General features: G+C 62.9%; 33 protein-coding genes. 18 read left to right on the top strand and 15 right to left on the bottom strand.

From position 1 onward, the window contains the following. The first annotated feature begins 10 nt into the window (after nt 1-10). Both DDE76_RS11835 and DDE76_RS11830 read left to right on the top strand, forming a co-directional pair. The gene (locus tag DDE76_RS11835; RefSeq protein ID WP_104892693.1) at nt 11-592 is read left to right on the top strand and encodes a Smr/MutS family protein; all 582 of its coding nucleotides are present in this window, start codon (nt 11-13) and stop codon (nt 590-592) included. Then, nucleotides 589-957 carry a helix-turn-helix domain-containing protein gene (locus tag DDE76_RS11830; protein WP_104892692.1) on the top strand — a complete coding sequence of 123 codons (369 nt, stop codon included), beginning with the start codon at nt 589-591 and terminating at the stop codon, nt 955-957. The genes DDE76_RS11835 and DDE76_RS11830 overlap by 4 nt, the downstream gene beginning before the upstream one ends. A gap of 54 nt (nt 958-1,011) precedes the next feature. Here DDE76_RS11830 and hslU read toward each other — a convergent pair whose 3' ends face one another. From hslU to hslV, 3 genes are read right to left on the bottom strand one after another with little or no spacing between them, the layout of a single operon-like run. Continuing rightward, nucleotides 1,012-2,322, bottom strand: a complete 1,311-nt coding sequence (gene hslU, locus DDE76_RS11825) for an ATP-dependent protease ATPase subunit HslU (RefSeq protein ID WP_104892691.1) — start codon at nt 2,320-2,322, stop codon at nt 1,012-1,014. Beyond that, on the bottom strand, nt 2,319-2,843 hold the full coding sequence (locus DDE76_RS11820) for a GNAT family N-acetyltransferase (protein WP_157955773.1): 525 nt from the start codon (nt 2,841-2,843) through the stop codon (nt 2,319-2,321). The genes hslU and DDE76_RS11820 overlap by 4 nt, the downstream gene beginning before the upstream one ends. Beyond that, nucleotides 2,840-3,400 carry an ATP-dependent protease subunit HslV gene (gene hslV, locus DDE76_RS11815; RefSeq protein ID WP_104892689.1) on the bottom strand — a complete coding sequence of 187 codons (561 nt, stop codon included), beginning with the start codon at nt 3,398-3,400 and terminating at the stop codon, nt 2,840-2,842. Before hslV ends, DDE76_RS11820 begins: the two co-directional genes overlap by 4 nt. A gap of 439 nt (nt 3,401-3,839) precedes the next feature. Between hslV and hisB the strand changes: the two genes are divergently transcribed. From hisB to coaA, 8 genes are all read left to right on the top strand, one after another. After that, nucleotides 3,840-4,427 (top strand): imidazoleglycerol-phosphate dehydratase HisB, encoded by a 588-nt coding sequence (hisB, locus tag DDE76_RS11810; protein WP_104892688.1) that lies wholly within the window; start codon nt 3,840-3,842, stop codon nt 4,425-4,427. Between the two features lie 191 nt (nt 4,428-4,618). Further along, nucleotides 4,619-4,969, top strand: a complete 351-nt coding sequence (locus tag DDE76_RS11805) for a DUF2628 domain-containing protein (protein WP_104892687.1) — start codon at nt 4,619-4,621, stop codon at nt 4,967-4,969. Next, on the top strand, nt 4,966-5,619 hold the full coding sequence (gene hisH / locus DDE76_RS11800) for an imidazole glycerol phosphate synthase subunit HisH (protein WP_104892686.1): 654 nt from the start codon (nt 4,966-4,968) through the stop codon (nt 5,617-5,619). The genes DDE76_RS11805 and hisH overlap by 4 nt, the downstream gene beginning before the upstream one ends. Next, nucleotides 5,616-6,344 carry a 1-(5-phosphoribosyl)-5-[(5-phosphoribosylamino)methylideneamino]imidazole-4-carboxamide isomerase gene (gene hisA, locus DDE76_RS11795; RefSeq protein ID WP_104894833.1) on the top strand — a complete coding sequence of 243 codons (729 nt, stop codon included), beginning with the start codon at nt 5,616-5,618 and terminating at the stop codon, nt 6,342-6,344. The genes hisH and hisA overlap by 4 nt, the downstream gene beginning before the upstream one ends. Continuing rightward, on the top strand, nt 6,341-6,670 hold the full coding sequence (locus DDE76_RS11790; RefSeq protein WP_104892685.1) for a hypothetical protein: 330 nt from the start codon (nt 6,341-6,343) through the stop codon (nt 6,668-6,670). Before hisA ends, DDE76_RS11790 begins: the two co-directional genes overlap by 4 nt. A gap of 94 nt (nt 6,671-6,764) precedes the next feature. After that, nucleotides 6,765-7,562 carry an imidazole glycerol phosphate synthase subunit HisF gene (gene hisF, locus DDE76_RS11785; protein WP_104894832.1) on the top strand — a complete coding sequence of 266 codons (798 nt, stop codon included), beginning with the start codon at nt 6,765-6,767 and terminating at the stop codon, nt 7,560-7,562. 59 nt (nt 7,563-7,621) lie between these two features. Then, on the top strand, nt 7,622-7,939 hold the full coding sequence (locus DDE76_RS11780; protein WP_104892684.1) for a phosphoribosyl-ATP diphosphatase: 318 nt from the start codon (nt 7,622-7,624) through the stop codon (nt 7,937-7,939). Beyond that, the gene (gene coaA, locus DDE76_RS11775) at nt 7,939-8,889 is read left to right on the top strand and encodes a type I pantothenate kinase (RefSeq protein WP_104892683.1); all 951 of its coding nucleotides are present in this window, start codon (nt 7,939-7,941) and stop codon (nt 8,887-8,889) included. The genes DDE76_RS11780 and coaA overlap by 1 nt, the downstream gene beginning before the upstream one ends. Before the next feature lie 10 nt (nt 8,890-8,899). Here the strand turns inward: coaA and DDE76_RS11770 are convergent, their stop codons facing one another. Beyond that, nucleotides 8,900-9,292 carry a VOC family protein gene (locus DDE76_RS11770; RefSeq protein WP_198650901.1) on the bottom strand — a complete coding sequence of 131 codons (393 nt, stop codon included), beginning with the start codon at nt 9,290-9,292 and terminating at the stop codon, nt 8,900-8,902. 68 nt (nt 9,293-9,360) lie between these two features. After that, nucleotides 9,361-9,711: a VOC family protein gene (locus DDE76_RS11765; RefSeq protein ID WP_104892682.1), complete on the bottom strand. Its 351-nt coding sequence runs from the start codon at nt 9,709-9,711 to the stop codon at nt 9,361-9,363. 125 nt (nt 9,712-9,836) lie between these two features. Between DDE76_RS11765 and dapB the strand changes: the two genes are divergently transcribed. Next, complete coding sequence (gene dapB / locus DDE76_RS11760) at nt 9,837-10,649, top strand: 4-hydroxy-tetrahydrodipicolinate reductase (RefSeq protein WP_104892681.1); 813 nt, start codon at nt 9,837-9,839, stop codon at nt 10,647-10,649. 61 nt (nt 10,650-10,710) lie between these two features. Then, nucleotides 10,711-11,325: a 2,3-bisphosphoglycerate-dependent phosphoglycerate mutase gene (locus DDE76_RS11755; protein ID WP_104892680.1), complete on the top strand. Its 615-nt coding sequence runs from the start codon at nt 10,711-10,713 to the stop codon at nt 11,323-11,325. Here the strand turns inward: DDE76_RS11755 and DDE76_RS11750 are convergent. From DDE76_RS11750 to DDE76_RS11740, 3 genes are all read right to left on the bottom strand, one after another. Further along, a complete protein-coding gene (locus DDE76_RS11750; RefSeq protein WP_104892679.1) occupies nt 11,315-12,349 on the bottom strand; it encodes an AI-2E family transporter in 1,035 nt (344 codons plus the stop codon). The two genes, DDE76_RS11755 and DDE76_RS11750, sit on opposite strands and share 11 nt — an antisense overlap. Before the next feature lie 322 nt (nt 12,350-12,671). After that, nucleotides 12,672-13,541 (bottom strand): methylated-DNA--[protein]-cysteine S-methyltransferase, encoded by an 870-nt coding sequence (locus DDE76_RS11745; RefSeq protein WP_104892678.1) that lies wholly within the window; start codon nt 13,539-13,541, stop codon nt 12,672-12,674. Nucleotides 13,542-13,628: 87 nt separating this feature from the next. Then, on the bottom strand, nt 13,629-14,108 hold the full coding sequence (locus DDE76_RS11740; protein ID WP_157955772.1) for a DUF2244 domain-containing protein: 480 nt from the start codon (nt 14,106-14,108) through the stop codon (nt 13,629-13,631). A gap of 48 nt (nt 14,109-14,156) precedes the next feature. Between DDE76_RS11740 and nth the strand changes: the two genes are divergently transcribed. Next, on the top strand, nt 14,157-14,831 hold the full coding sequence (gene nth / locus DDE76_RS11735) for an endonuclease III (protein WP_104892677.1): 675 nt from the start codon (nt 14,157-14,159) through the stop codon (nt 14,829-14,831). A gap of 58 nt (nt 14,832-14,889) precedes the next feature. Here nth and DDE76_RS11730 read toward each other — a convergent pair whose 3' ends face one another. After that, nucleotides 14,890-15,339, bottom strand: coding sequence for a DUF2214 family protein (locus tag DDE76_RS11730; protein WP_104892676.1), 450 nt, complete (start codon nt 15,337-15,339; stop codon nt 14,890-14,892). Between the two features lie 59 nt (nt 15,340-15,398). On the opposite strand from DDE76_RS11730, the gene DDE76_RS11725 reads away from it, so the two are divergent. Then, nucleotides 15,399-15,959, top strand: coding sequence for a TetR/AcrR family transcriptional regulator (locus DDE76_RS11725; protein WP_104892675.1), 561 nt, complete (start codon nt 15,399-15,401; stop codon nt 15,957-15,959). Between the two features lie 128 nt (nt 15,960-16,087). Further along, complete coding sequence (locus DDE76_RS11720) at nt 16,088-17,092, top strand: adenosine kinase (RefSeq protein ID WP_104892674.1); 1,005 nt, start codon at nt 16,088-16,090, stop codon at nt 17,090-17,092. A 103-nt stretch (nt 17,093-17,195) separates the two neighbouring features. On the opposite strand, the gene pyrF is transcribed toward DDE76_RS11720, so the two are convergent. Further along, complete coding sequence (gene pyrF, locus DDE76_RS11715) at nt 17,196-17,897, bottom strand: orotidine-5'-phosphate decarboxylase (RefSeq protein ID WP_104892673.1); 702 nt, start codon at nt 17,895-17,897, stop codon at nt 17,196-17,198. Nucleotides 17,898-18,052: 155 nt separating this feature from the next. Here pyrF and DDE76_RS11710 point away from each other — a divergent pair, with 155 nt between their 5' ends. Then, nucleotides 18,053-18,490 (top strand): MarR family transcriptional regulator, encoded by a 438-nt coding sequence (locus DDE76_RS11710; protein WP_157955771.1) that lies wholly within the window; start codon nt 18,053-18,055, stop codon nt 18,488-18,490. A 6-nt stretch (nt 18,491-18,496) separates the two neighbouring features. Here the strand turns inward: DDE76_RS11710 and DDE76_RS11705 are convergent, their stop codons facing one another. Both DDE76_RS11705 and DDE76_RS11700 read right to left on the bottom strand, forming a co-directional pair. Beyond that, nucleotides 18,497-19,102, bottom strand: a complete 606-nt coding sequence (locus DDE76_RS11705) for a histidine phosphatase family protein (RefSeq protein WP_104892671.1) — start codon at nt 19,100-19,102, stop codon at nt 18,497-18,499. 2 nt (nt 19,103-19,104) lie between these two features. Further along, the gene (locus DDE76_RS11700; RefSeq protein WP_104892670.1) at nt 19,105-19,650 is read right to left on the bottom strand and encodes an NADPH-dependent FMN reductase; all 546 of its coding nucleotides are present in this window, start codon (nt 19,648-19,650) and stop codon (nt 19,105-19,107) included. Between the two features lie 117 nt (nt 19,651-19,767). On the opposite strand from DDE76_RS11700, the gene DDE76_RS11695 reads away from it, so the two are divergent. Beyond that, the gene (locus tag DDE76_RS11695) at nt 19,768-20,175 is read left to right on the top strand and encodes a VOC family protein (protein ID WP_104892669.1); all 408 of its coding nucleotides are present in this window, start codon (nt 19,768-19,770) and stop codon (nt 20,173-20,175) included. Nucleotides 20,176-20,243: 68 nt separating this feature from the next. Further along, the gene (locus DDE76_RS11690) at nt 20,244-20,453 is read left to right on the top strand and encodes a hypothetical protein (RefSeq protein WP_104892668.1); all 210 of its coding nucleotides are present in this window, start codon (nt 20,244-20,246) and stop codon (nt 20,451-20,453) included. A 100-nt stretch (nt 20,454-20,553) separates the two neighbouring features. Here DDE76_RS11690 and DDE76_RS11685 read toward each other — a convergent pair whose 3' ends face one another. The 3 genes from DDE76_RS11685 to dnaK all read right to left on the bottom strand — a co-directional run bounded on the left by DDE76_RS11685 (nt 20,554) and on the right by dnaK (nt 25,240). Next, a complete protein-coding gene (locus tag DDE76_RS11685) occupies nt 20,554-21,408 on the bottom strand; it encodes a glycosyltransferase family 8 protein (RefSeq protein ID WP_104892667.1) in 855 nt (284 codons plus the stop codon). 129 nt (nt 21,409-21,537) lie between these two features. Next, the gene (gene dnaJ, locus DDE76_RS11680) at nt 21,538-22,677 is read right to left on the bottom strand and encodes a molecular chaperone DnaJ (protein ID WP_104892666.1); all 1,140 of its coding nucleotides are present in this window, start codon (nt 22,675-22,677) and stop codon (nt 21,538-21,540) included. A gap of 646 nt (nt 22,678-23,323) precedes the next feature. Further along, nucleotides 23,324-25,240: a molecular chaperone DnaK gene (gene dnaK / locus DDE76_RS11675; protein ID WP_104892665.1), complete on the bottom strand. Its 1,917-nt coding sequence runs from the start codon at nt 25,238-25,240 to the stop codon at nt 23,324-23,326. Nucleotides 25,241-25,363 lie beyond the last annotated feature (123 nt).

Here is a 25,363-nt window from a genome sequence, read left to right as displayed (position 1 = left end):
AGGCTGAACCATGTCCAAACGCGGCTCCAGGCGCCTGCCGCATGACTTTCATCTCTGGACCACCGTGGCCGCCACGGTCGAGCCGCTGCGGCGCAAGGGCCTGTTGAAAATGGGAGCCGGTCCCTTGCCGGTGCCTGAAGCTGATCCCGAGCCGGTCGTCAAGGCGCCGCCCGGACCGCGCAAACCCGCCAAGCCGTTTCTGCCGCCCTATCAGGCGCCCGCCTCCGGCACGCCGGCGGCCGAACGGGCCGTCGACCCGGCCATCCACAAGAAGGTGCGGCGCGGACGCATTGAGATCGATGGCAAGATCGATCTGCACGGTATGACCCAGACTGAAGCCCGCGAGGTGCTGCGGCGCTATATCGGGGCGCGGGCGGCACGGGGGGACCGGACCATCTTGGTCATCACCGGCAAGGGCGCAAAGACCGACAATGACTATATCGCGGCCATGACCGAGCGCGGCATTTTGCGTACCATGCTGCCCATCTGGCTGAGCGAACCAGGCCTGTCGCATCTGGTATCCGGCTGGAGTGTCGCCGCGCGCGGTCATGGCGGAGAGGGGGCGTGGTATGTGCGCCTGCGGCGCCAATGACGCCGCTGGGCGCCAAATTGCGGGCCATGCGCGAAGCCCGCGGCATTTCGCTCAAGGAAATGGCGGCGGCCCTCAACGTCTCAAGCGCCTATCTTTCGGCGCTGGAACACGGCAAGCGTGGCCAGCCCACATCCTTCCTGCTCCACCGCATCATCGCCTTCTTCAACGTTATCTGGGACGAGGCCGAGGAACTCCAGCGCCTGGCCGAGATTTCCGACCCCAAGGTGACGATCAATACCGGGGGCCTGGCGCCAGAGGCGACCGAACTGACCAATCGTCTGCGCGATGATATCAGCCGGCTGGAGGCCGAGGATTTGAAATTCCTGCGCGATGAAGTGGTCAAGCGGGCCAACAGGAAGCGGTAGGCCGACCTTTTCCCTTCTCCCGCAAGGGGAGAAGGGTGATCGAGTTCGTGGCCGCTACAACACGAACTTGCTCAGATCCGTATCGCCAGCCAGGGCGCCGACCTTGTCGCGGACAAAGGCGGCGTCGATGGTGACCGTCTCCCCGGACTTGTCCGGCGCGTCAAAGGAGATTTCCTCCACCAGCCGCTCCATGACCGTCTGCAGGCGCCGCGCACCGATATTCTCAACCGAGGAATTGACCAGCACGGCCGCATCGGCAATCGCCTCGATGGCGTCCTTGGTGATGCTGAGCGTCACCCCTTCAGTGCCCATCAGCGCCACATATTGCTTGATCAGGCTCGCCTCGGTGTCCGAGAGAATGCCAATGAAGTCCTCACGCGTGAGCGCCTTCAGTTCCACCCGGATCGGCAGGCGGCCCTGCAGTTCGGGCAGCAGGTCACTGGGCTTGGAGACGTGGAAAGCGCCCGAGGCAATGAACAAGATATGGTCGGTCTGGACCGGCCCATATTTTGTGGCAACGGTGGTGCCTTCGATCAGCGGCAGCAGATCGCGCTGCACACCTTCGCGGGACGGCCCGCCCTGTGCGCCGCCTTCGCGGTGGGCGACCTTGTCGATCTCGTCGATAAAGACAATGCCGTGGTTCTCCACCAGCTCGATAGCCTCGGCCTTGAGCTGATCCTGGTCGAGCAGTTTGTCAGCCTCCTCGGCCACCAGCGGCTCATAGGCATCCTGGACCTTGATCTTGCGCTTGACCCCGCGCCCGCCCATGGCCTGCTTGAACATGTCGGAAAGGTTGATCATGCCGATGCCGCCATTGGGCATGCCGGGGATTTCGAATCCGCCGCTGCTGGCCGAGGGCTGCATCTCGATCTCGATTTCCTTGTCGTCGAGCTCATTGCCGCGCAGCTTGGCGCGGAAGCTTTCGCGCGTGGACGGCGTAGCCGAGGTGCCGACCAGCGCATCGAGCACGCGCTCTTCGGCATTGTGGTGGGCCTGGGCCTGCACATCGCGGCGGCGCCGATCCCTGAGGACAGTGATGCCCGCCTCGACAAGGTCGCGAACAATCTGCTCGACATCGCGGCCGACATAGCCGACCTCGGTGAACTTGGTGGCCTCCACCTTGACGAAGGGAGCCTGGGCCAACCGGGCAAGACGGCGCGAAATCTCGGTCTTGCCCACGCCGGTCGGCCCGATCATCAGAATATTCTTGGGCGTCACCTCGCGCCTGAGATCGGGCGAAAGCTGCTGCCGGCGCCAGCGATTGCGCAAGGCAACGGCAACGGCACGCTTGGCATCGGCCTGGCCGACAATATGACGGTCAAGCTCGGAGACGATCTCGCGCGGGGAGAAGTTGGTTTCACTCATTTTGGGTCACTTTCGATCGGTGCCTTGTCCAGGAAGCGCACCATCAGGTGTTCGTCGATAAATCGACCGTTCACGAAGAGATAGCGGGGCTCGGTGCCATAGGTTTCAAAGCCCAGCCGCTTGTAGAGCTTGATGGCCGGAATGTTCTCAGACCAGACGCCGAGATGAATCTGCAGCACATGGTGCCGTGCATGATCCACCAGATGCTCGACCAGGGCCTGCGCCATGCCCGAACCGCGATGTTCGGGCCGCACATAGACCTGAATCATCCAGCCGCGATGCTGCTCCTTGGCGCCCTCATTGCGCAAGAAGGCATTGATGCCGCCCAGACGGCCATCGGGCAGGACGGCGCCGAAGATTGTCAGTGTTTCCAGCGTCTGAACGATTTCAGCATCGGACTTTTGCGCAAAGCCCTCGGCCGTCGAGACAAAAGCCTCGGGATGGTTGGCCAGCGCCTCGTGGCGGATGGCGCGATAGGCCGCCGCATCCTCCATGCCCAGACGCTTAACAACAAAGCTCACGCGTCGAGCTCGATGGTTTCGACCGTCACATTGCCATTGGTATAGACGCAGATTTCCTCGGCGATCTTCATGGCGCGGCGGGCGATATCCTCGGCATCAAGCTCTGTGGCCTGATGCAGGGCAAGCGCCGCCGAGTGCGCGTAATTGCCGCCCGAGCCAATGGCGATGACGCCGTGATCGGGGGTCAGCACATCACCCGTCCCGGTCAGTACCAGCGTATCGGTCTTGTCGGCTACGATCATCATGGCTTCGAGCTTGCGCAGATAGCGGTCGGTGCGCCAATCCTTGGCCAGTTCCACGGCGGCGCGCATCAACTGGTCGGGATATTGCTCGAGCTTGGTTTCGAGCCGCTCGAACAGGGTGAAGGCATCCGCGGTGGAGCCGGCAAAACCGCCGATCACCTTGCCATCGGCCAGCCGCCGCACCTTCTTGGCGCTGTGCTTCATCACCGTCTGGCCCATCGAGACCTGGCCGTCGCCGGCCACCACCACCTTGTTGCCCTTGCGGACCGAAACGATGGTCGTGCCGTGCCAGCCGGGAAAATTATTGTCACTCATTGGAAAAGATACTCCGAACTGTTGGCTGATATTTAGGGGTGCGAACCCAGATTGCAACAGACGTGCCCAAGCGCCGCACGGTCCCTGGACCTGCGGATATCAAGACAGAGCGGTGTCCCGAGACGGCATATCGTCCCTGAAACTAAAAAACTGAGACGAAAGCCGCCTCGGGAACGCTTGCCATTCGCGCATAGCGCTCAAGGCCTTCTGGACTGGCCCGGCTCCACCGGAGCCGCGCCTTCGCTGCGCGAACCGTCTGCGAAGTTTCTCGATAGAGGGTAACTTGGAAGGCTGTCCGGCACGGCCGCGCTGACGCGAGAGCAATGGGTGGGAGTATGCGGCAGGTTTTGGGCGCGGGGATAAGTGGCGGGCTAACCCAATCTTCACGCGAACCTGCCTATCTGCTAGTCAAGCCCCGAATGACCGGAGACCCTAGCCGATGCGTACCGCAATGATCGCCCGCAAGACCAACGAGACCGAGATCGCCGTCTCGATCAATCTCGATGGCACCGGTGCGCACCGGATGCAGACCGGCATCGGCTTTTTCGATCACATGCTGGACCAGCTCAGCCGCCATTCGCTGATCGACATGGATGTGAGCTGCAAGGGCGATCTGCATATCGACTTCCACCACACGGTCGAAGATGTCGGCATTGCGCTGGGCCAGGCGGTCAAAGAGGCCCTTGGCGATAAGAAGGGTATACGCCGCTATGCGAGCTGTGACCTGCCCATGGACGGCACGCTGACCCGCGCGGCGCTGGATGTGTCCGGCCGCGCTTTCCTGGTGTTCAAGGCGGAATTCAGCCAGAACAAGATCGGCGAGATCGACACCGAACTGTTCCGCGAGTTTTTCCAGGCGCTGGCGATCAATGCCGGGATCACGCTGCATGTCGAGAATTTCTACTTCGATAACAACCACCATCTGGCCGAGTCGATGTTCAAGGGGGTGGCGCGCGCCCTGCGCGAGGCGGTCGAGATCGATCCGCGCACAGCCGACCGGGTGCCCAGCACCAAGGGCGTGCTTTAGCTTTGGTGAAAGCCGTCCGCGTGGCTCGAGGCTTTGCTACGCAAAGCGTCTCACCATGAGGGCTTCGAACGATCAGCATTCTCGGTAGTCCTCCTCCTGAGGTGCCGCGAAGGGTGAGGACGACCGTCACCGCCCTTCCCCCTCTGCGCATTTTGCACTAAGGGGACCCCATCTTGCCCTTGGAGTGTCCCGTGACCCTCTACGCCATTCTCAGATCCGATACCGGTGCCCTGCCCCAGGCGGTGCCCGAGAAATTCTCCTGGTATGCCGCGCTGCTGCCGCCCGTGCATGCACTGGCCCATCGGCTCTGGGGACAGCTTGTGCTGTTCGTACTGTGGATCGTGGCGCTGGTTTTCGCCGCCCCCTATATCGGCGCCGATGCGGTAATCTGGCTTTATATCCTGCTCGCCATCGCCTGCGGCTTTGCTGCGCCGGGCGCGCAACAGCGGGCGCTCAAGCGGCGCGGCTATGCTGCCGCCGGCTATCGCTATGCCACGGATGCTGATCTGGCGCGGGTCGCCAGCCTGGAGAACAATCCATGAGCACAATCGCCATCATCGATTATGGCGCGGGCAATCTGCACTCGGCCGCCAAAGCCTTTGAGCGTGTGGCTGCCGAGCGGGGCCAGGGCGATGTGATCAACGTGACCTCTGATCCGCAAATCGTGCGGCTGGCCGATCGCATCATGCTGCCCGGCGTTGGCGCCTTTGCCGATTGCAAGGCAGGTCTCGATGCCGTCACCGGCATGGTCGAGGTGTTGGAAGAGCGCGTCATCAAGGGCGGTGTGCCATTTCTGGGCGTCTGCGTCGGCATGCAATTGCTGGCCAGTGAGGGCCGGGAAAAGACGGTGACCCAGGGCCTGGGCTGGATTCCCGGCGCGGTGGAAAAAATCACGCCCGCCGACCCGACCCTCAAGATCCCCCATATGGGCTGGAACACCATCACGGTGACGCGCCCGCATGCGCTGCTCGACGGGATCGAAACGGGCCCCAATGGGCTGCACGCCTATTTCGTCCATTCCTATCACCTCAAGACCGACCGCGCCGAAACGCTGATCGCCACCACCGATTATGGCGGGGCGCTGACCGCCTGCGTTGGCCGCGACAATATATTCGGCACCCAGTTCCACCCGGAAAAAAGCCAGGCGCTGGGTTTGAAACTGATCGAGAATTTCCTGGGATGGACACCATGATCCTCTTCCCCGCCATCGACCTCAAGGACGGCCAGTGCGTGCGCCTGAAACTTGGCGACATGAACGAAGCCACGGTCTTCAACGACGATCCGGCCGCGCAGGCCAAGAGCTTTGAGGACCAGGGCTTTGAATATCTGCACGTGGTCGATCTCAACGGCGCCTTTGCCGGCGAGAGCGTCAATGGCGCGGCGGTCGAAGCCATCCTCAAGACGGTGAATTTTCCCGTCCAGCTCGGTGGCGGCATCCGCAATCTGGGGCATATTGAAGCCTGGCTCGACAAGGGTCTCAGCCGGGTCATTCTCGGCACCGTCGCGGTGCGCGATCCGGCGCTGGTGAAAGAGGCGGCCCAAAAATGGCCCGGCCAGGTCGCCGTCGGCATTGATGCGCGTAAGGGCATGGTGGCCGTCGAGGGCTGGGCCGAGACCTCCGAGCTTTCGGTGATCGAACTGGCCAGGCGCTTCGAGGGCGCTGGTGTAGCCGCGATTATCTACACCGATATTGATCGCGACGGCGTCCTGGCCGGGATCAATTGGGACTCCACGCTTGAGCTGGCGCGGGCAACCTCGGTCCCGGTCATCGCTTCGGGCGGTCTTGCCTCGATGGACGATATCGAGCGCATGACGCATCCCGACTATCAGGTGCTTGAAGGCGCCATTTCCGGCCGGGCGCTCTATGACGGGCGCATTGATTCACGTGAAGCATTGGCGAAGTTGAGGGCGGCATGAGCACGGAACAGCCGGTAAACTTTCCCTGGCGGGTCTACTGGCTGCTGTTTGGCGTGATCGTTCTGTTCGCCCTGGCCCCCATCTTTTCTGCTCTGTTTTCCGGCCTGCTGGCCGAGGTCAATGGCTGCACCCTGACCGAGCACGACATGCATCCCTGCATGATTGGGGATTTCGAATTTGGCGGGGTCATCAGCTTCTTCTTTGTGCTGGGCCTGTTCGCCCTGGCCACCCTGCCGCTGGGCGGGGGTGCACTGATCGTCTGGCTGGCCACACTCATCATCCATCGCATCGCCTGGGGGCGGATGCAGAAGGGTTCGACACCATGAGCCTCAAGACCCGTATCATTCCCTGTCTCGACGTGGCCGGCCCGCGACGCCCGCAGCGCAGCCAGGACGCGCAAAACGAAAAAGGATGCCGCCGGTGACCCTCAAGACACGTATCATCCCCTGCCTCGATGTGGCCGGCGGCCGCGTGGTGAAGGGTGTCAATTTTGTCGATCTGATCGATGCCGGCGATCCGGTGGAAGCCGCCATGGCTTATGACGCGGCCGGGGCGGACGAGCTGACCTTTCTCGACATCACCGCGAGCCATGAAGGCCGCGACACGATTTTCGACGTGGTGGCGCGCACCGCAGAGCATTGCTTCATGCCGGTGACGGTGGGTGGCGGCGTTCGGAGCATCGAGGATATCCGCAAGCTGCTCCTGGCCGGGGCCGACAAGGTGGCGATCAATTCCGCGGCCGTGAACGATCCCGATTTCATCGCGCGGGCCGCCGACAAGTTCGGCAATCAGTGCATTGTGGTTTCGGTCGATGCCAAGCAGCGGCTGGGCCAGCGCGCGGGTGGTGACAACCGGTCCGAATGGGAGATCCATACCCATGGCGGGCGCAAGCCGACCGGCATCGACGCGGTCGAATTTGCTGCTCGCATGGTCGAGCGCGGCGCCGGCGAATTGCTGGTGACCTCGATGGACCGGGACGGCACCAAGTCCGGTTTCGATCTCGAACTGACCCGGTCCATTGCCGACAGCGTCGAAGTGCCGGTGATCGCCTCGGGCGGCGTCGGGACGCTGCAGCACCTGGTCGATGGGGTCAAGCAAGGCCATGCCAGCGCCGTGCTGGCCGCCTCGATCTTTCACTTCGGCACCTTCACCATCCCCGAGGCCAAGCGCTACATGGCCGAGCATGGCATCGCGATGCGCCTCGACAGCGCGGCTTAAGTTCAATTGCAGGCGGTCCGATTTCCGCCAATGGTCCGCACTGAGGAGACCAGCCCGACATGACCCTTGAAGACCTCGAAGCGCGCATTGCCCAACGCGCCGCTGCCTCGCCGGAAGACAGCTACACCGCCAAGCTGATTGCCCGCGGCACCAACAAGGCCGCCCAGAAGCTGGGCGAGGAAGCCACCGAGGCGGTGATTGCCGCGGTCACCCATGATCGCGCCGAGCTGGTCAAGGAAAGCGCCGATCTGCTCTATCATCTGCTGGTGGTGCTCAAGGCCGAAGGCGTGCCGCTGTCCGAAGTGATGGCCGAACTCGACAGCCGCACCGCCCAGTCGGGCCTGGCCGAAAAGGCCGCCCGCAAGGACAATACCTGATGGCCAAGCGTCTCCCGGGGCTCGACCCCTATCGCAGCTTCACCAAGGACCAGTGGAGCGATCTGCGCAACGGCCAGCCCATGACCCTGAATGCCGACGACATCGATCGGCTGCGCGCCCTGACCGACCCCATCTCGCTGGCCGAGGCCGAAGAAATCTATCTGCCGCTCTCCCGCCTGCTCGCCTATTATGTCGAGGCGATCCAGGGCCTGCACGATGTCTCCTCGCGCTTTCTCAACACGCCGGGCGACAAGGTGCCCTTCATCATCGGCGTGGCCGGCTCGGTGGCGGTGGGCAAGTCGACCACCTCGCGCATCTTGCGCGCTTTGCTCAGCCGCTGGCCGTCGAGCCCCAAGGTCGACCTGGTGACCACCGACGGGTTCCTCTATCCCAACAAGGTGCTCGAAGCGCGCGGACTGATGCAGCGCAAGGGCTTTCCGGAAAGCTATGACCGGGCCCGCTTCGTCAATTTTCTGGGCGACATCAAATCGGGCAAGGCCAAGGTCTCGGTGCCGGTCTATTCGCACCTGGTCTATGACGTGGTGCCGGGCGAAGAGGTGATCATCGAGCGCCCCGATATTCTGATTGTCGAGGGGCTCAATATTCTCCAGCCCGGCGAATTGCCGCGCGACGGCAAGCCGATCCTGTTCGCCTCGGACTTTATCGATTTCTCGATCTATATCGACGCCGATGTAAATGATCTGCGCGATTGGTACCTCACCCGCTTCTTCCGTCTGCGCGAAACCGCCTTCCGCGATCCAACCTCGTTTTTCCGGAAATTCTCGGAAATGAGCGAGGAGGAGGCGGGTGCGTTCGGTCGCAATGTGTGGGAGACGATCAACCTGCCCAATCTGCTCGAAAACGTGCTGCCGACGCGTGGCCGCGCCGATCTGATCCTCAAAAAGGGCAAGGACCACCGGGTCGAGGAGGTCAAGCTCAAGCGGCTTTAGCGCGTCGTTGCTATTGGCTCTTGGCGATCACGCAAAACCCGTTTCCGAAGGGATCGGCACAAAAGGCCACCGGCCTTGGGCCCATATCAAGCAGCAATTGCTCGATCTGCCCGCCGGCCTCTTTGATCTTTTGGACCATCGGCATCAGGCGTTCGACATGGAAGTCGAGATGGACCGGAGTCCAGTGCCGCGCGTAACGCCGGGTCTCGCCTTTTGTGGGTGAGCTTTCGGTGCCCTCGGCCTTGCCGTGGATACACATGCTGACATTGCCCGCATTGAGCACGGCCATCGTGGCAAAGGGCCGCGCGACCTCCTCGAACCCGAACACGACTTGATAGAAGGCCAAGCCTGCATCGAGCGATGGCACATCGATGCTAACATTGACGGTGATGTCCTGCGTCATTCTGTTCCCTCGTTTGCAGTTCTATACCGGTACAACGAAGGGCTTTGGGCCATATCGACAGCGAGCGCTTAATACGTCCCGTGTTGGGGTTGGCTCAGGATGATCAGGTTTCCATCCGGATCGCGCAGCTTGGCGGTCTTGAAGAAATCCCCGATCGCCTTGGCCACCGGCTTGATGCCATGCAATTCGAGCCGCGCCAGCTCGTCGGCAATGTCATCCACGATCAGCATGCAGACGCTGGCTCCGGCCCGGTCCTCATCGGTCATCACATGCACCCAGCCGCCGCCGGGCAGTTTCCATTCGGCCACATCGACCATGGTGCGCGCGTCGGCTGGGCGGCCGAACAGATATTCATACCAGACCAGGGAATGCCCGAGATCTTCGACAGCAATTCCGGCCAGCACATTGGTGAGGCTCATGGACAGGTCCACTTTCTCTTCTTGCTTTTACCGAATCCTAGCACAGGCAGATGGTTCCGGGCATCCCGGTTGGCGGGGCGGCAACGCGCTGCTATAGGGCAAGACAATTGCAGGGAGTTCTTGGCATGACCAGATTGCGCATTATCGTGGCCGGAGCCGGTGGGCGCATGGGCATTGCCAATATTGCCGCCGTCGCCGCCCATGACGGGGTGGAGCTGGTCGGCGCGCTGGACCGGTCCGGCTCGGCCGCTATCGGCAAGGACGCCGGAACGCTTGCCGGCCTTGATGCGCTGGGCGTGCCGGTCAGCGATGACGCTGCGGCACTTCTTGACCAGGCCGATGCCATTATCGATTTTACCGCGCCGGCCGCCAGCGTGGCGCTGGCCCAACAGGCGGCAGCACACGGCTTGATCCACATCATCGGCACGACGGGCTGCACCGAAACCGACGATGCTGCGATCGCTGCAGCGGGCGCCGCCGGGGCGCGGATCGTCAAGTCGGGTAATTTTTCCCCCGGCATGGTGGCGCTGACCGTGCTGGTCGAAAAGGCCGCAAGGGCACTCAGTGACTATGATGTCGAAGTGCTCGAAATGCACCACAACAAAAAGGTCGATGCCCCCTCGGGCACAGCCCTGATGCTGGGCGAGGCCGCGGCGCGGGGCCGCAATATTAGTCTGAAAGATCATTCGGTGCGTGTGCGCGACGGCCATACCGGACCGCGTGAAGCCGGCACGATCGGCTTTGCCACGCTGCGCGGCGGCAATGTCATTGGCGATCACATGGTGATCCTGGCCGGGCAGTCCGAGCGCATCGAACTCAACCACCGGGCGCAGGACCGCACCATCTATGCCAATGGCGCAGTGAAAGCGGCGCTCTGGGCCGCCGGGCAGCAGCCGGGGCTGTATTCCATGGCCGACGTCCTCGGCCTTGCCGACTGAGTTTTTTGCGCCCTGTGTGCAGGGCCTTCCACGAAACATAAATACAAGGGACCAAAAAAACATGAGCGGAACACTGATCCTGGTGCGTCATGGCCAGAGCGAATGGAACCTCAAGAACCTCTTTACCGGCTGGCGCAATCCGGGCCTGACCGAAAAGGGGATCGATGAAGCCCGCGCGACCGGCAAGGGCCTCAAAGCGGCCGGCATCGAACCGGACTTCTACTACACTTCCGCCCTGCGCCGGGCGCAGCACACGCTGGACCTGATGCTCGAGGAGATGGGCATCCAGAACGTCACCATCACTCGCAATATTGCGCTTAACGAGCGCGACTATGGCGATCTGGCGGGCCTGAACAAGGACGATGCGCGCGAGAAATGGGGCGAGGAGCAGGTCCATATCTGGCGCCGCTCGTTCGACGTGCCCCCGCCGGGCGGCGAATCGCTCAAGGACACCGCTGCACGCACCCTGCCCTACTACGAGGCCGAAATCCTGCCGCTGCTCAAATCGGGCAAGACCGTGCTGGTGGCCGCCCATGGCAATTCGCTGCGTGCGCTGGTAATGGCCATTGAAGGACTGACGCCGGACGAAATCCTCGCTCGCGAAATCGGCACGGGTGAACCGACGATCTACAAGATCGGCCCGGACGGCAAGCTGGTGGAGCGGGTCACGCTCTAGGGATTGTGCCCTGCCCGGTTTCGCCCGCATCTCGGGGTTCGATATAGAGCTTCTGGGTCAATGTACGGCTGACGGCGAAAAGGGGTGTGGCCAGGGCCACGCCCATGGGGCCGAACAGTACGCCCATCACCGCCATGATGGTCAGGGACCAGGCCGGCGGTAACTCGATGATGCGCTGCTGCAGCAGCGGCGTGATGACATAGCCCTCGATATTCTGGATCAGCAGCAAACCCAGCGCACCGATCCAGAGGGCAGTCATGTCCTGGCCGGCCAGGGTCAATAGCACCGGCACGGCGGAAATGACCGGCCCGAGATAGGGGATGAAATTGAGAAAGCCGGCCAGCAGGCCGAGCAACAGGGCATCTGGCGAGCCCAGCAGCGTCAGCAGCGTGAAGACCAGGCACCCGATCAGAATCATCACCGCCAGTTGCGTGACCAGCCAACCCCGCAGCGTTTGCCCGGTGTGGTCGAACGCGTCTTTCCAGCGCAGGCGATGGCGTGCTGGTATCAGCACCAGCACGCCATCGCGGTAGCCCGCCGGGTTGATCGCGAAGAACAGGCCGAGAAAGCCGATAATCACGATATTGCCGAGCACGCCCAGGGTCAGCCCAAAAATGGACCCGGCCTGGCTGAACAGGTCCGCAGGGTTGGGCAGGAGGTCCTGCATGAGTGAATTGCCCTCGCTCGAGAGCTGGTCACCCAGATCCTCGCCGAAACGCTCATAGAGCTCGGTGGCCCGTTTGCTGATCATCGACCAGAGCTCGTCGAAGCCCTGCCACAGACTGATCCCGCCCCAGGACAGGCCAGCGGCGGTCAGACTGGCAATCAGCAGCGTAACCAGAACGACGATCAGCGCGCGCGGCAGCGGCACGAGTTTGTCGAGCGGCCGGACGGCGGCATCGAGCAGGGCGGCCACAAGCATGCCGGCAAAGACCAGCAGCAGGATCGCGGATAGCTGCCAGGCGATCATCAGCGTGACAATGGCCAGGATGCCGATCAGAATGGCGCGGGTGAGGTCCGTCATGCTGTCCTTGCTTTGTGAACAAGGGGGCAAAGCCCCAGCATGCCGGAAGTTCCCCAACCTTTCGATTCACGTGAAACTTCGAGCCGTCCCGTCAGGGCAAATCTCCCCAGTGGGGAGATTTGAGGCGAGAAGGCCATGAGAGCTATGCTCGAATGGCAGGAGCCGCAGGCCATGAGAGCTATGCTCGAATGGCAGGAGCCGCAGGCCATGAGAGCTACGCTCGAATGGCAGGAGCCGCAGGCCATGAGAGCTATGCTCGAACGGCGCGGGCTAACGCGGTGATACCGATGGCATGCAGGGCAGTGCCGGCGGCGACAGGCGGCTAGTGCGCCGCCGAGATCACACCAGCTTCCCAGCCCAGGATCGCCCGCTTGCGCGGCACGCCCCAGTGGTAGCCGGTCAGCGCGCCCGAACTGCCCACCACGCGGTGGCAGGGCACGACGAAGCTGATCGGGTTCTTGCCCACCGCCGCCCCGACCGCGCGTGAGGCGCTGGGCCGGCCGATGGTCCGGGCCACATCCGAATAGGTCGTCGCCTGTCCACAGGGTATCTTGAGCAGCGTCTCCCAGACCTTGACCTCGAAATCGGTGCCGATCAGCACGACGCGCACTGGCCGATCAGGTGACCACCGCGTAGGTTCGAATATGCCGGCAACCAGCGCGGCAATGCGCTGATCGTCGCGCCGGAAGCGTGCCTTGGGCCAGCGATTGGCCAGATCGGCAAAGGCGTCATCGACGCTGGTTTGCGCATCGGCAAAGCCGAGCCCGGAAATGCCGTAATCGGTGGCGGTGACCACGGCCAGGCCAAAGGGCGACGGGGCCACGCCCCAGATCATGTCGATACCGGCACCGCCGGCGCGGAACACGCCGGGCGGCATGGCCTCATAGGTGACGAACAGATCATGCAGGCGCGAGGTGGATGACAGGCCAACCTCATAGGTGGCGTCGAGCACGCTGGCCTTGTCGCGCAAAAGACTCTTGGCGTGGTCGAGCGCCACGGCCTGGGCAAAGCTCTTGGGGGACAGGCCGCACCAGCGCCGGAACAGATCGGTCAATTGCCGCTCGGTGAGGCCGAGCGCGCGGGCGAAGCGATCAAGGTCGGTGGTATCTGGACCGTTCTCGCTCAGATAGCGGATGGCGGCGCGGATGGTGTCGTAATCGCTGTCCGGCGTCAGCGTCAGATGCTGGTTCATGTCCGGGTCTTTCACTGGAAAACTCCGGATGGTCATAGCGCTTGATGGGGGGCAGCACGACCCGGATTTGACCGCAACGAGACCCTGCTAGCGGGCGCGGCGCGCCTTGCGCAGGGCCGCGCCGAAGGCCTTGGCAAAGCTCGACTTGTCGGCGGTGGAGAGAAAAGGCCCGAGCACGATTTCACGGTCCGCGGCGCGCAGATAGATACCGGTGGTGCGCTCGAAGCCGTCGCGCTCAAGGCGCAAACGTGCCTCTGCCGGGTCGAAGCGCTCAAGCGTCTTTTCCACGCCTGGCCGGGTCGTGGTGATTTCGATCTGGTCGGCCCAGAGCGTAACCTGCTGGCTGACGTGGCGTTGCCGCGCCTGCCGCACGCTCATGGCCGCCAGACAAGCGGTGCCGATGGCAAAGGCCGACAGGCCTGGTACGACAAATTCGGGCAAGGCGAGCAGAAACGGGGCTGCCACAATCGTGGCCAGCACCAGGGCCAGCCAGCCGCCAGCCATGCGCAGCGACCGGTCCGGTCGCAGGGTTGCCGCAAACAGTGGGGTGGTCGTGGTGACTTGCATCGCAGATCCTCTTGGCCGAAATACTGGCAGAGAAATGAGGCCGAGAGAATGGCGACTGCCAAAAAAGTGAAGAAACTGGGCCGGGCCGATGCCGAGGCGATTTTCGCCCGTTTCCATGAGATCGAGCCCGAACCCAAGGGCGAACTCGATTACCTCAATGCCTTCACCCTCCTGGTGGCTGTGGTGCTATCGGCCCAGGCCACCGATGTGGGGGTCAACAAGGCCACCAAGCGCTTGTTCGAGCTGGCCCCCACGCCGGCGGCCATGGTGGCGCTGGGGGTCGAGCAGATCACCGAACTGATCAAGACCATCGGGCTCTATCGCGGCAAGGCCAAGAATGTCTTCGCGCTTTCCCAGATCCTGATCGAAAAACATGGTGGCGAGGTGCCGCCGGACCGCGCAGCCCTCGAGGCTCTGCCCGGGGTCGGACGCAAGACCGCCAATGTGGTGCTCAATATCTATTTCAAGCAGCCCACCATTGCGGTCGACACGCACCTGTTCCGGGTCAGCAATCGCACGGGTCTGGCGCCGGGCAAGACCCCGCTCGATGTCGAAAAGGCGCTGACCCGGCAGGTGCCCGAGCGCTTCATGCTGCACGCGCATCACTGGCTGATCCTGCATGGCCGCTATATCTGCAAGGCCAGAAAGCCCGAATGCTGGCGCTGCCCGATTGCGGAGTGGTGCCGGTTCGAGCCCAAGACCCCGCTGCCGGTTGGGCGATAGGCGCCCTCACCCGCACTGCTGATTTTGACCTCTCCCCCGGAGCGAGAGGTCAAAAGGGTCACCCTCCATAGCCCCGGGCCATGGCGGCGGCAAAGATCGGGATCAGCAGCAGCACGCCAGCCTGCAAATGGATGAAGCGGCGATTTGCCGAAATTTCGCTGGCCGGCGGAGCATAGTCGGCGTGGTCGGCGCCCGCCCTGGCCCAGCGACGGAAGGCCAGCGTCGGCGGGATCGTCAGCAGTCCCATTATGACGAAGGCCGCCATCTTGCCCCAGAAGGCGTGGTTGCCGATGTAGTATTCATAGCCCACCGCACCGAAGATGACGCGGATAATGCCCACGATAATGACAAGACCGGCAACTGCGCCATAAGCCGCGTCGATGCGGGTCAATTGTTTGAGGCGTGGCCCCGACAGGCCGGGGCGCACCAACGCGAATTCAGCGGCAAACAAGGCCACCAAGGCGAAGACGGCCAGGTGGTGGGCCGAGGCCAGGATCAGGTCGAGCATTTGCGCTTTGCCCCATTCTATGTAATCAGTGCATACATATCTGCTTTACTATGTGATCAATGTCAACATCTACCAACAGTCCCTATCATCACGGCAATCTGCGCCAGGCCCTGCTTGAGGCGGCGCTGGTCATTCTCGAACAGCAGGGCGAGGCCGGGCTGGGCCTGCGCGATCTGGCGCGGGCGGTGGGGGTCTCGCCGGCAGCCCCCTATCGGCATTTCGACAGTCGCGCTGCCCTGCTCGAAGCCCTGGCAGTAACCGGATTCCAGCGCTTTGCCGCGCGCATGGAGGCGGTGGCGGCGAGCGGGCCGGATGACCCCATGGCGGCCATGGGCAAGACCTATGTGGTCTTTGCGCTGCAGAACGCGAACCTGTTCCGCCTGATGTTCTCGCCGCAATTGAAAAAGGATAGCCGGCCTGGCCTGCGCATGGCGGCCGATGCGGCCTTTGATACGCTGCGCCATCTGGTGGGCGGCGATCTCGACAAGGGCCGGATACGCGCGCTGGCGGCCTGGGCCAAAGTGCATGGCCTGGCCGTATTGCTGCTCGACGGGCAAATCGCCATACGCTCGGGTGAAGATACCGAGGCGCTGGTGGAAGAGATTATTTCCTCGCTTTAGGGTGGCGTCCGGCTGGTCGTTGCAGCACGGGCCCGCCCCGGAGCACAGCGGCCAAAACAATTGCCCCGGTCGCCATCATGCTCTAAACCGGCCCACGGCCTTTTCCCCAACGCCGGACACGCCCGCACATGACCCAGACCCGCTTCGACGTGCTGACCATCGGCAACGCGATTGTAGATATCATCGCCCCGGTGGAGCCCGGCTTCATCGAGCGCGAGGGCATGAAAGAGGGCATCATGCACCTGATCGATACTGATCGGGCCGAAGACCTCTATGCCAAGATGCCGCTGGGCCGCGAACAGATTTCGGGCGGCTCGGCTGCCAACACCGCCGCCGGCGTCGCCTCGCTAGGCGGGCGCGCTGCCTTTGTCGGCAAGGTGGCCGATGATCCGCTGGGCGATGTATTCGAAGCCGATCTCACCGAAATCGGCGTGCACTACAACACCTCGCGCCTCAAGAACGGCGCGCTGACCGCCCGCTCGATGATCTTCGTGTCGCCTGATGGCGAGCGGACCATGAATACCTATCTGGGCGCCTGCCACGAACTGACCGAGCGCGATATCCATCCCGATGAAATCGGCGGCGCGGCGATCACCTATATGGAAGGGTTCCTGTGGGATCCGGTGGAAGCCAAGAAGGCCTTCGTGCTGGCCGCGCATTATGCCCACAAGAACGAACGCGCTGCGGCTTTCACCCTGTCGGACCCGTTCTGCGTCGATCGCTACCGCGCCGAATTTCTCGACCTGATCCGCTCCAAGACCATCGACTATGTCTTTGCCAATGTGAATGAGATCAAATCGCTCTATCAAACCGATGATCTGGGCGAAGCGGTGCGCGAAATCGCCAAGGATGCTGAAGTCGCCGCCATCACCATGGGTGCCGAGGGCGCCATGGCCGTGTTCAACGGCGAAGTGGTTTCGGTCCCCGCCTTCCCGGTCGACAAGGTGGTGGACGCCACCGGCGCCGGCGATCTGTTTGCCTCCGGGTTCCTGCTCGGCCTGGCGCGCGGCCAGACCATGGACGCAGCGCTCAAGACCGGGTGCCTGGCCGCCTCCGAAGTCATCACCCATATCGGCGCCCGCCCCCAGCTCGATCTCGAAGAGCTGAGCCAGAGGCATGGGCTGGCGGGGTAACGACCGTTCGCCGATAGGCGAGCATTTGCGCCAGTGGCGCGATTGAAGGGAGGAACGCCCGGGGCGCTATGCGCGCCGGGCCGGGCCGTAACCGGCCTGGCCTCTAAGCCACGCTTACCCGTTTCCCGTCCATCTCCGCCAGGATCGCCCGCGCCGCTGCGGCCGGGTCGGGTGCAGCGATGATCGGGCGGGCAACGACCAGATGGCTGGCGCCGGCGCCGAGGGCGTCGGCGGGGGTCGTGGTGCGTTTCTGGTCGCCGGGCTCGGAGCCGGCGGGGCGGATGCCAGGGGTGACGATGGCCATTTTGCTGCCCACAATGGTGCGGACCATTTCGGCCTCATGGGCCGAAGCGACCACGCCGCCAATGCCCGCCTCGCGGGCCTGCTGGGCGCGCAGGGCGACGAGCCCGGCCGCATCGCGGGCATAGCCGGCGTCCTTGACATCATTGTCGTCCATCGAGGTGAGGACGGTGACGCCGAGCACGCAAAGGCCCGAGCCCTCCGCGCCCTTCTGGGCGGCGCGCATGGCCTTGGGATAGGCGTGCACGGTCAGCATGGTGGCGCCGGTTTCGGCAATGGCCGCCACGCCCTTTTCGACCGTATTGTCGATATCGAGCAGTTTGAGATCGAAGAACACCTTCTTGCCGGCCGCGAGCAGGGCCTTGCCCAGATTGTAGCCATCGGCGCCATAAAAGCACTGATAGCCGATCTTGTAGAAATCGACGCTGTCGCCGAGCAGCGAAACGATCTCTTCGGCGCGCGCGCGTGAAGACACGTCGAGACCCACGATCAACTGGCCAGACATGGTCTTTCTCCCGATTTGTGATTTGCCCTTCGCCTCGCACAGGAGCGGACCCAGAGCAAGCCTTCTCTTGATGCTATGGCACCATAACAGGCTTGCAGGGCAATGCTATGGCATCATATCAAGCCGCTTTCTGCTCGTGTTTTCCGGATTTTCTCATGCAGCAACAAGCATTGGCGGCCATGGTAGCCTGGATGCGGCTCGATACCGCGCTCAAGACTTTTGAAGCCGCGCTCAAGCGCGACCACAAGATCACCACGCTGCAATTGGCGGTGCTGCATATCGTCTCCGAACGCCCCCATATTCCGCTGGCGGCCCTGCGCAAGGCGCTCTTGGCTCATCCCGCCACGCTTGGCCAGGCGATTGACGATCTGCGCCGCAAGGGGCTGTGCCTGGTGCGCACCAATCCCGAGGACCGGCGGGCCCGCAATGTGTTCCTGAGCGAAGCGGGGGCCGCGCTGGTCGCCGCCGTGCCAATGGCCGGCCCGATGCGGCTGCGCGACGTCGTGGGAGAGAACGAGCGGCTGGACCGGCTGACCCCGGCGCTCAACGATGCGCTGGAGCTGTTCGGGCTGGAGGACTGGACCGGTCGGTAGGCTTCATCACGCAAACCAGTCCGGCGTGATTTCTTCCATCGGTGTCCAGTCGGTCAGCAATTGCTTGGCGGCAAGGTCGAAGACAAAGCCATTGCCACCGCCGGGCGCGCCGATATGGCCCTGGTCTTCCTCGCGCGAAATGCGGCGATTGCCCAGCCGGCATTTGAGCAGGGTGCCGACCGCACCATGGCCGCAAAACACCGCCACACCATCGGCGGACACAGCAGCACAAGCGGTCCGAATGGTCGAGACGATACGCGCCTGGGCGTCAATGGCGCGCTCCCAGCCCTCGATGCTCTGCTGGGGAAAGGCGAAAAAACGGTCCGCCGTTTCCTCGAACAGGGCCGGTGGCAGGAAGCCGGTGGCGGAGCGGTCATTCTCGCCCATCTGGTGATCGGCCAGCACCGGTGTGCCGGCCGCTGCCGCGATCAGCTCGGCCATTTGCAGCGCCTTGGTTTCGCGGCTCGAAAAGATGATCGCCCCTTCGGGCACCACGCCGCGCGTCACAAAGGCCTCGACCCGCGCCCGGCCCAGATCCGACAGGCCCCAGAGCGGTACCGGGATAGCCGCATCGATCCGGACCTGTGGGTGGGTGAGGTAGAGCGCGCGCAATTCTATCCCCGGCTGAAATGGGTCAGTTCGGTGACCATCTGGTCAACCTTGCGGATGATCGCCGGTTCCACCGGGTCGCCATTCTCGTCGAATGCGGTCTCGGCCGGGCCGATGCCAAGCAGCGTCGGCACGATCAGCGTGCCCACCTTGGTCAGGCTGTCGCGCAGATGGCTCAAGGACCATATGGTGCCATACTTTCCCGATGAGACCCCGCCAATGCCGAACACGGCATGGCGAAACACGCTCGGCTTCTGGCGCGACAGCCAGGTGATGGTGTTGACCAAAAGCGGCGGCACTCCGCCATTATATTCGGGGCTTGCGATGAACACGATGTCGTGGCTGCGCCACATCTCGGCCAGTTTCACCGCCGCCTCGGGCACGTGGTCGGGCTCAAGGTCTTCATTGAAGATCGGCATGTCGAAATCAGCCAGGCTGATTTCGGTCACCGCAACCCCGGCCTGGGTAAGCTTGCGGCCCATATGCTGTTGCAGAATGCGGTTATAGGACCCCTTGCGGATTGACCCGGACAGGGTAAGCGCCGTCTTCATATTGCCTCCGGAATAATCAAGAATGTCGAAAGTGACGTGACCAGTTCGTCGGTGCAAGGAAATAGCTTGGTATAGGCGCGATTGTCGGGCCTGGAGCACATTTCAAGGAGACCGCTTATGACCACCTCGATTTTCGTCAACGTGCCGGTTCGCGACCTCGCCGCCGCCATGGCCTATTACAAGGCGCTCGGTTTCGAGCACAATCCGCAGTTCACCGACGAGACCGCGGCCTCGATCGTGATCTCGGACACCATCTATGTGATGCTGCTGACCTACGAGAAATTCCAGGGTTTTTCCAAGAAACCGATCCCCGATTTCAACAATGAGATCGGCGCGCTCTATGCCCTGTCGCGTGACAGCCGTGAGGCCGTGGATGCCATTGCCGCGGCCGCGCTCAAGGCGGGCGGCACCGAGCAGCGCGATCCGGATGATTATGGCTTCATGTATTCGCGCGCCATTGCCGATTTAGACGGCCATGTCTGGGAATATGTCTATATGGACATGGCCCAGTTCCCGTCCGAATAATCGCTATAGTCTCCGGGCGCGGCCGCCATCGGCCCGCCCGTCCCCGCCAGACCATGAGGACAGCCGCCATGGCCAAGACGATGACCATCACCCATCTCAGCCACGACATCGCGCAGAAAAAGAGCTTTGTGTCCTTTGTCTGGGCCGATGATCCATCCAAGCGGTTGGGCCTGGAAGTGCCCTATGGAACGGCGCTGGAGGATATCGAGGCGGCAGCGGAAACCGCCATTGCCGATCTCGTCGGCGAGCTGCAGGCCGCCGAGCGCCGCCTGCCCTAGAGCCGCGCGCAAACGGACGAAATCGGTTCGCCGGCCCTAAGTTTTTTGTTGTCGCATCGCGTTCTGCCGAAAACCGGCACCCACTTTTCGGCGCGAAGCTTTAGCCCAACCTCAAAAGGCGCCGGACCAGCCGCCAATATTGCTCGCGCTGGTAGCGGTAGTAATGCGCATTGGTCATCAGGTGCCGATAGGTCTGCTTGAAGGCCACGCGCGCCCAGGGCCACCAGGGGCGGCTGTCGGATGAATAGTGCAGGATATGGGGATCGAACACCTCGTGCGCCGGCTCGGGGTTCTGCATGTTCCAGCGCGGGTCGAGCTCCAGGAACTGCCCTTTCAGCACATAGTTGAGAATGTCCTGGTCGTAATAGAACTGCTCAAGTTCGCCGGGTGGCAGATCCTTGAGGCCGGCGATGAAATCGACCTGGGCGTAGCGCTCGAGATCGATCAGCATCACCCCGGCATTGTAATAGGGCTCGGCCATGGAAAAGCTCGACCGGGCCGCAAGGTCGCGCCCGGCAATGCAATGCATGCGGTCCGGCTGCAGCACGGCGGCAATCACCTTGCCTTCCATGTCGATGGCGAACAGCTTTTCGATCGGATTGCGCACAAAGGTGTCGGCGTCGACATAAAGCGCCCGCTTCGTCCCGGCCGGCAGCAGTTCGCTCAGGAACAGGCGCACATAGACGATCGGGTTGAGCCGCTTCATGCGAATGCGTGGGAAGGCGGCAATGCGCGCGCCCAGAATATCGCTCTGCTTGAGGTCGGCCAGATGCAGGGCGGCGCCGTAGTCGCGTGCAATGGTTTGGATGATCGCCAGATTGTCCGGCTTGAGCCCGGTGTGAAAGACATGGAACCGCAGCGCGGTGGGGTCGGTGCTGGTCAGGCAGAGCGAGCGCATGGTCGCATAGGCCGGGCCCCAGAAATTGTCGTCAAAGGTCAGGACGATATCATGCACGGCGTGTGGCCCTCAGACCTGCGGAGAAGGTGCTGAGCATGCCGCACCTTCGTGCCACTCGGCCATAGGCCTCGTGGCCTTGAGCCCTCAAATCACGCCACCGGCGTGATTTGGCGCGAAGCGCCGGGCTCAAGCCTCAAACATTTTCTTGAGCTTGTCGAAGAAACCGTCCGATGTCGGGCTGGTTTCGCCGGTTTCGAGACGGGCAAATTCCTCGAGCAGTTCGCGCTGCCTGCGGCTCAGATTTTGCGGTGTCTCGATGTCGAGCTGCACATAGAGGTCGCCGACATCCTTGCTCCGCAGCACCGGCATGCCCTTGCCCTTGAGGCGCACACGCTGGCCCGGCTGGGTGCCAGCCGGCACTTTCACCTTGGCGCGGGCATTGTCCAGCGTGGGCACCTCGAACTCGCCACCCAAAGCGGCAGTGGTCATCGAGATGGGCACGCGCGCATAGAGATCGGCGCCGTCGCGCTGGAACAATTGGTGCGGCTTGATCGAGACGAAAATATACAGATCGCCCGGCGGGCCGCCGCGCAATCCGGCCTCGCCCTCATTGGCCAGGCGGATGCGGGTGCCGTCTTCGATGCCCTGGGGCACGTCGACGCTGAGCTTGCGATTCTGCTGCCGCCGGCCCTGGCCACCGCAATCGGTGCAGGGCTGGTCCATCATCTGGCCGCGGCCCTGGCAGACCGGGCAAGTGCGTTCGATGGTGAAAAAGCCCTGGGCGGCCCGCACCTTGCCATGACCATTGCACTGCCGGCAGGTATGGGTGCCGGTGCCCGGCTTGGCCCCGGCCCCGTCGCAGGTTTCGCAGGTGGCCAGGGTCGGCACGTCGATCTCGACGGTGCGCCCTTCAAAGCTCTCTTCGAGCGTGATCTCGAGATTGTAGCGCAGGTCCGAGCCGCGCATGCGCGCCGCCCCGCCACCGCCCCTTCGACCGGCGCCACCGCCCATGAAATCGCCGAAGATGTCCTCGAAGATGTCGGACATGGAGGACGCAAATTCCGGCCCGAAGCCCGGACCACCACGCGGCCCGCCGCCATTTTCAAAGGCGGCATGCCCAAACCGGTCATAGGCCGCGCGCTTTTGCGGGTCCTTGAGGGTGTCGTAGGCCTCGTTGATTTCCTTGAACTTGTGCTCGGCCTCTTCATTGCCCGGATTGCGGTCGGGGTGAAACTGCATGGCGAGCTTGCGATAGGCGCTCTTGAGAGCACCATCATCAGCGCCCTTCTGGCAGCCAAGCACCTCATAGAAATCGCGTTTGGCCAAGTTGAACTCTCTTTGTCGGTCGCGCCGGTCTGGTCGTCGCGCTGGATTGAAATCAAGAAAGGCCGGCTGGGCCGGCGCTCAAACCCGCATATGGGCAGGCGTGCGCCTCTTAGCAAGGGCGGGCCGGTGGATCAACAGCACTTGGATTCACGTGAAACGCCGCGCCGTCCCGAAGGGCCGACCCTGCCTGTGACGCACTTGCAGGCGGAGGACCATGTCATGGCAAACTCTAAACAAGCGCGTCTGCCGCCTGGCCTTGCAGCGACGCGGTTGCGGAAGTGGACGTGTTCCGAGGCGCGTGCGTCTCAGTAAACTAGAGTAAATAGAGACGTCGCCGCCTCGGAACACCGGGTTTCTCCTGCTGTCGTGGCCCCTATTGATCGCTCGTCGCAAGGTGACCCAACGAGCAGGCAGGCCCTGGAGCGACCCAGCACCCAACCGGCTCCCCCCGCAAAAGTTCGCTGCAGTCCGTCCGCGCGGGAGTGATGGGGGGATTATGACGCACGTTTTGGACCCGAGGATAAGTCTGTGTCCATTCTGGTGGATGGCCGATCCCCATCCGTCACTACCGGACTCATCCTGCTTGGACCCAAAACAAAAGCCCCGGCGTCTCCACCGGGGCTTTGTCATTTCAGTCTAGCCAGCCTTACGCCGACTTCTTGTCGTCGTCGCCGTCCTTGACCTCTTCGAAGTCGGCGTCGACCACGTCGTCATCGCCATCATCATCGGTCCCATTGGCCTTGGCTTCAGCTTCGGCCTGGCTGGCCTTGTACATGGCCTCGCCCAGCTTCATCGAGGCTTCTGCCAGGGTTGCGGTCTTTTCCTTGATGGCTTCGGCATCGTCGCCTTCCAGCACCGATTTGAGATCGGCAATGGCGGTTTCGATGGCGGCCTTGTCCTCGGCCGAGACCTTGTCGCCATAATCGGCCAGCGACTTCTCGGTCGAGTGGACCAGCGACTCGCCCTGGTTCTTGGCTTCGACGGCCTCGCGCTTCTTCTTGTCCGCCTCGGCATTGGCCTCGGCGTCCTTGACCATCTGCTCGATATCGGCGTCCGAAAGACCACCCGAGGCCTGGATGCGGATCTGCTGCTCCTTGCCGGTGCCCTTGTCCTTGGCCGAGACATTGACGATGCCGTTGGCGTCGATGTCGAAGGTCACCTCGATCTGCGGCACGCCACGCGGCGCGGGCGGAATGCCGGCCAGGTCGAAATTGCCCAGGAGCTTGTTGTCCGCAGCCATTTCGCGCTCGCCCTGGAAGACGCGGATGGTCACCGCGTTCTGATTGTCCTCGGCGGTCGAGAAGGTCTGGCTCTTCTTGGTCGGGATGGTGGTATTGCGATCGATCAGGCGGGTGAACACGCCACCCAGCGTTTCGATGCCCAGCGAGAGCGGGGTTACGTCGAGCAGCAGCACGTCCTTGACGTCGCCCTGCAGCACGCCGCCCTGAATGGCAGCGCCCAGCGCCACCACTTCGTCCGGGTTGACGCCCTTGTGCGGCTCCTTGCCGAAGAGCTGCTTGACCGCTTCCTGCACCTTGGGCATGCGGCTCATGCCGCCGACCAGCACGACTTCGTCGATCTGGCTGGCCGAGACGCCGGCATCCTTCATCGCCTGCTTGCACGGCTCGATGGTGCGGGTGATCAGGTCATCGACCAGCGATTCGAGCTTGGAGCGGCTGAGCTTGAGCGTCAGGTGCTTGGGGCCAGACGCGTCGGCGGTGATGAAGGGCAGGTTGATTTCGGTCTGGGTCGAGCTCGAAAGTTCGATCTTGGCCTTTTCGGCCGCTTCCTTGAGGCGCTGCAGCGCCAGCTTGTCCGAGCGCAGGTCGATGCCCTGCTCTTTCTTGAACTCGTCGGCCAGGTAGTCGACCAGGCGCATGTCGAAGTCTTCACCACCCAGGAACGTGTCGCCATTGGTGGATTTCACTTCGAACACGCCATCGCCGATCTCGAGGATCGACACGTCGAAGGTACCGCCGCCAAGGTCATAGACCGCGATGGTGCCGCTATTCTTTTTGTCGAGGCCATAGGCGAGCGCCGCTGCGGTGGGCTCGTTGATGATGCGCAGCACTTCGAGGCCGGCAATCTTGCCTGCGTCCTTGGTGGCCTGGCGCTGGCTGTCGTTGAAATAGGCCGGAACGGTGATGACGGCCTGCGTGACGGTCTCACCGAGATAGCTCTCGGCGGTTTCCTTCATCTTCTGCAGCACCATGGCGGAAATCTGCGAGGGCGAATATTTCTCGCCCGAGGCTTCCACCCAGGCATCGCCATTGTCGGCCTTGGTGATCTTGAAGGGCACCAGGTCCTTGTCCTTGGCCACGACCGAATCATCGTAGCGGCGGCCGATCAGGCGCTTGACGGCAAAAAGGGTATTTTCCGGATTGGTGACGGCCTGGCGCTTGGCCGGCTGGCCGACGAGACGCTCGCCATCCTTGGAAAAGGCGACCATGGACGGGGTGGTCCGGGCGCCTTCAGCGTTCTCGATCACCTTGGGGTTGGTGCCGTCCATGACGGCAACGCAGCTATTGGTGGTACCCAGGTCGATACCGATGACTTTAGCCATTACTCTGCCTCTTTCTCAGCGAACCCGCGATTAAAGCCCTCTCAAGGAAAGCAGCTTCCTGGCCCGATGGGCCGGGGTCCCTCATAGGTTGTGAAGTCGCCCCTTGCGGGGCCTCGGGGCGTA

It is taken from the genome of Devosia indica (assembly GCF_003056405.1).
GTDB lineage: Bacteria > Pseudomonadota > Alphaproteobacteria > Rhizobiales > Devosiaceae > Devosia > Devosia indica.
Note: the sequence above shows the minus strand (reverse complement) of the source record. Positions and strands in the feature narration are given on the sequence as shown.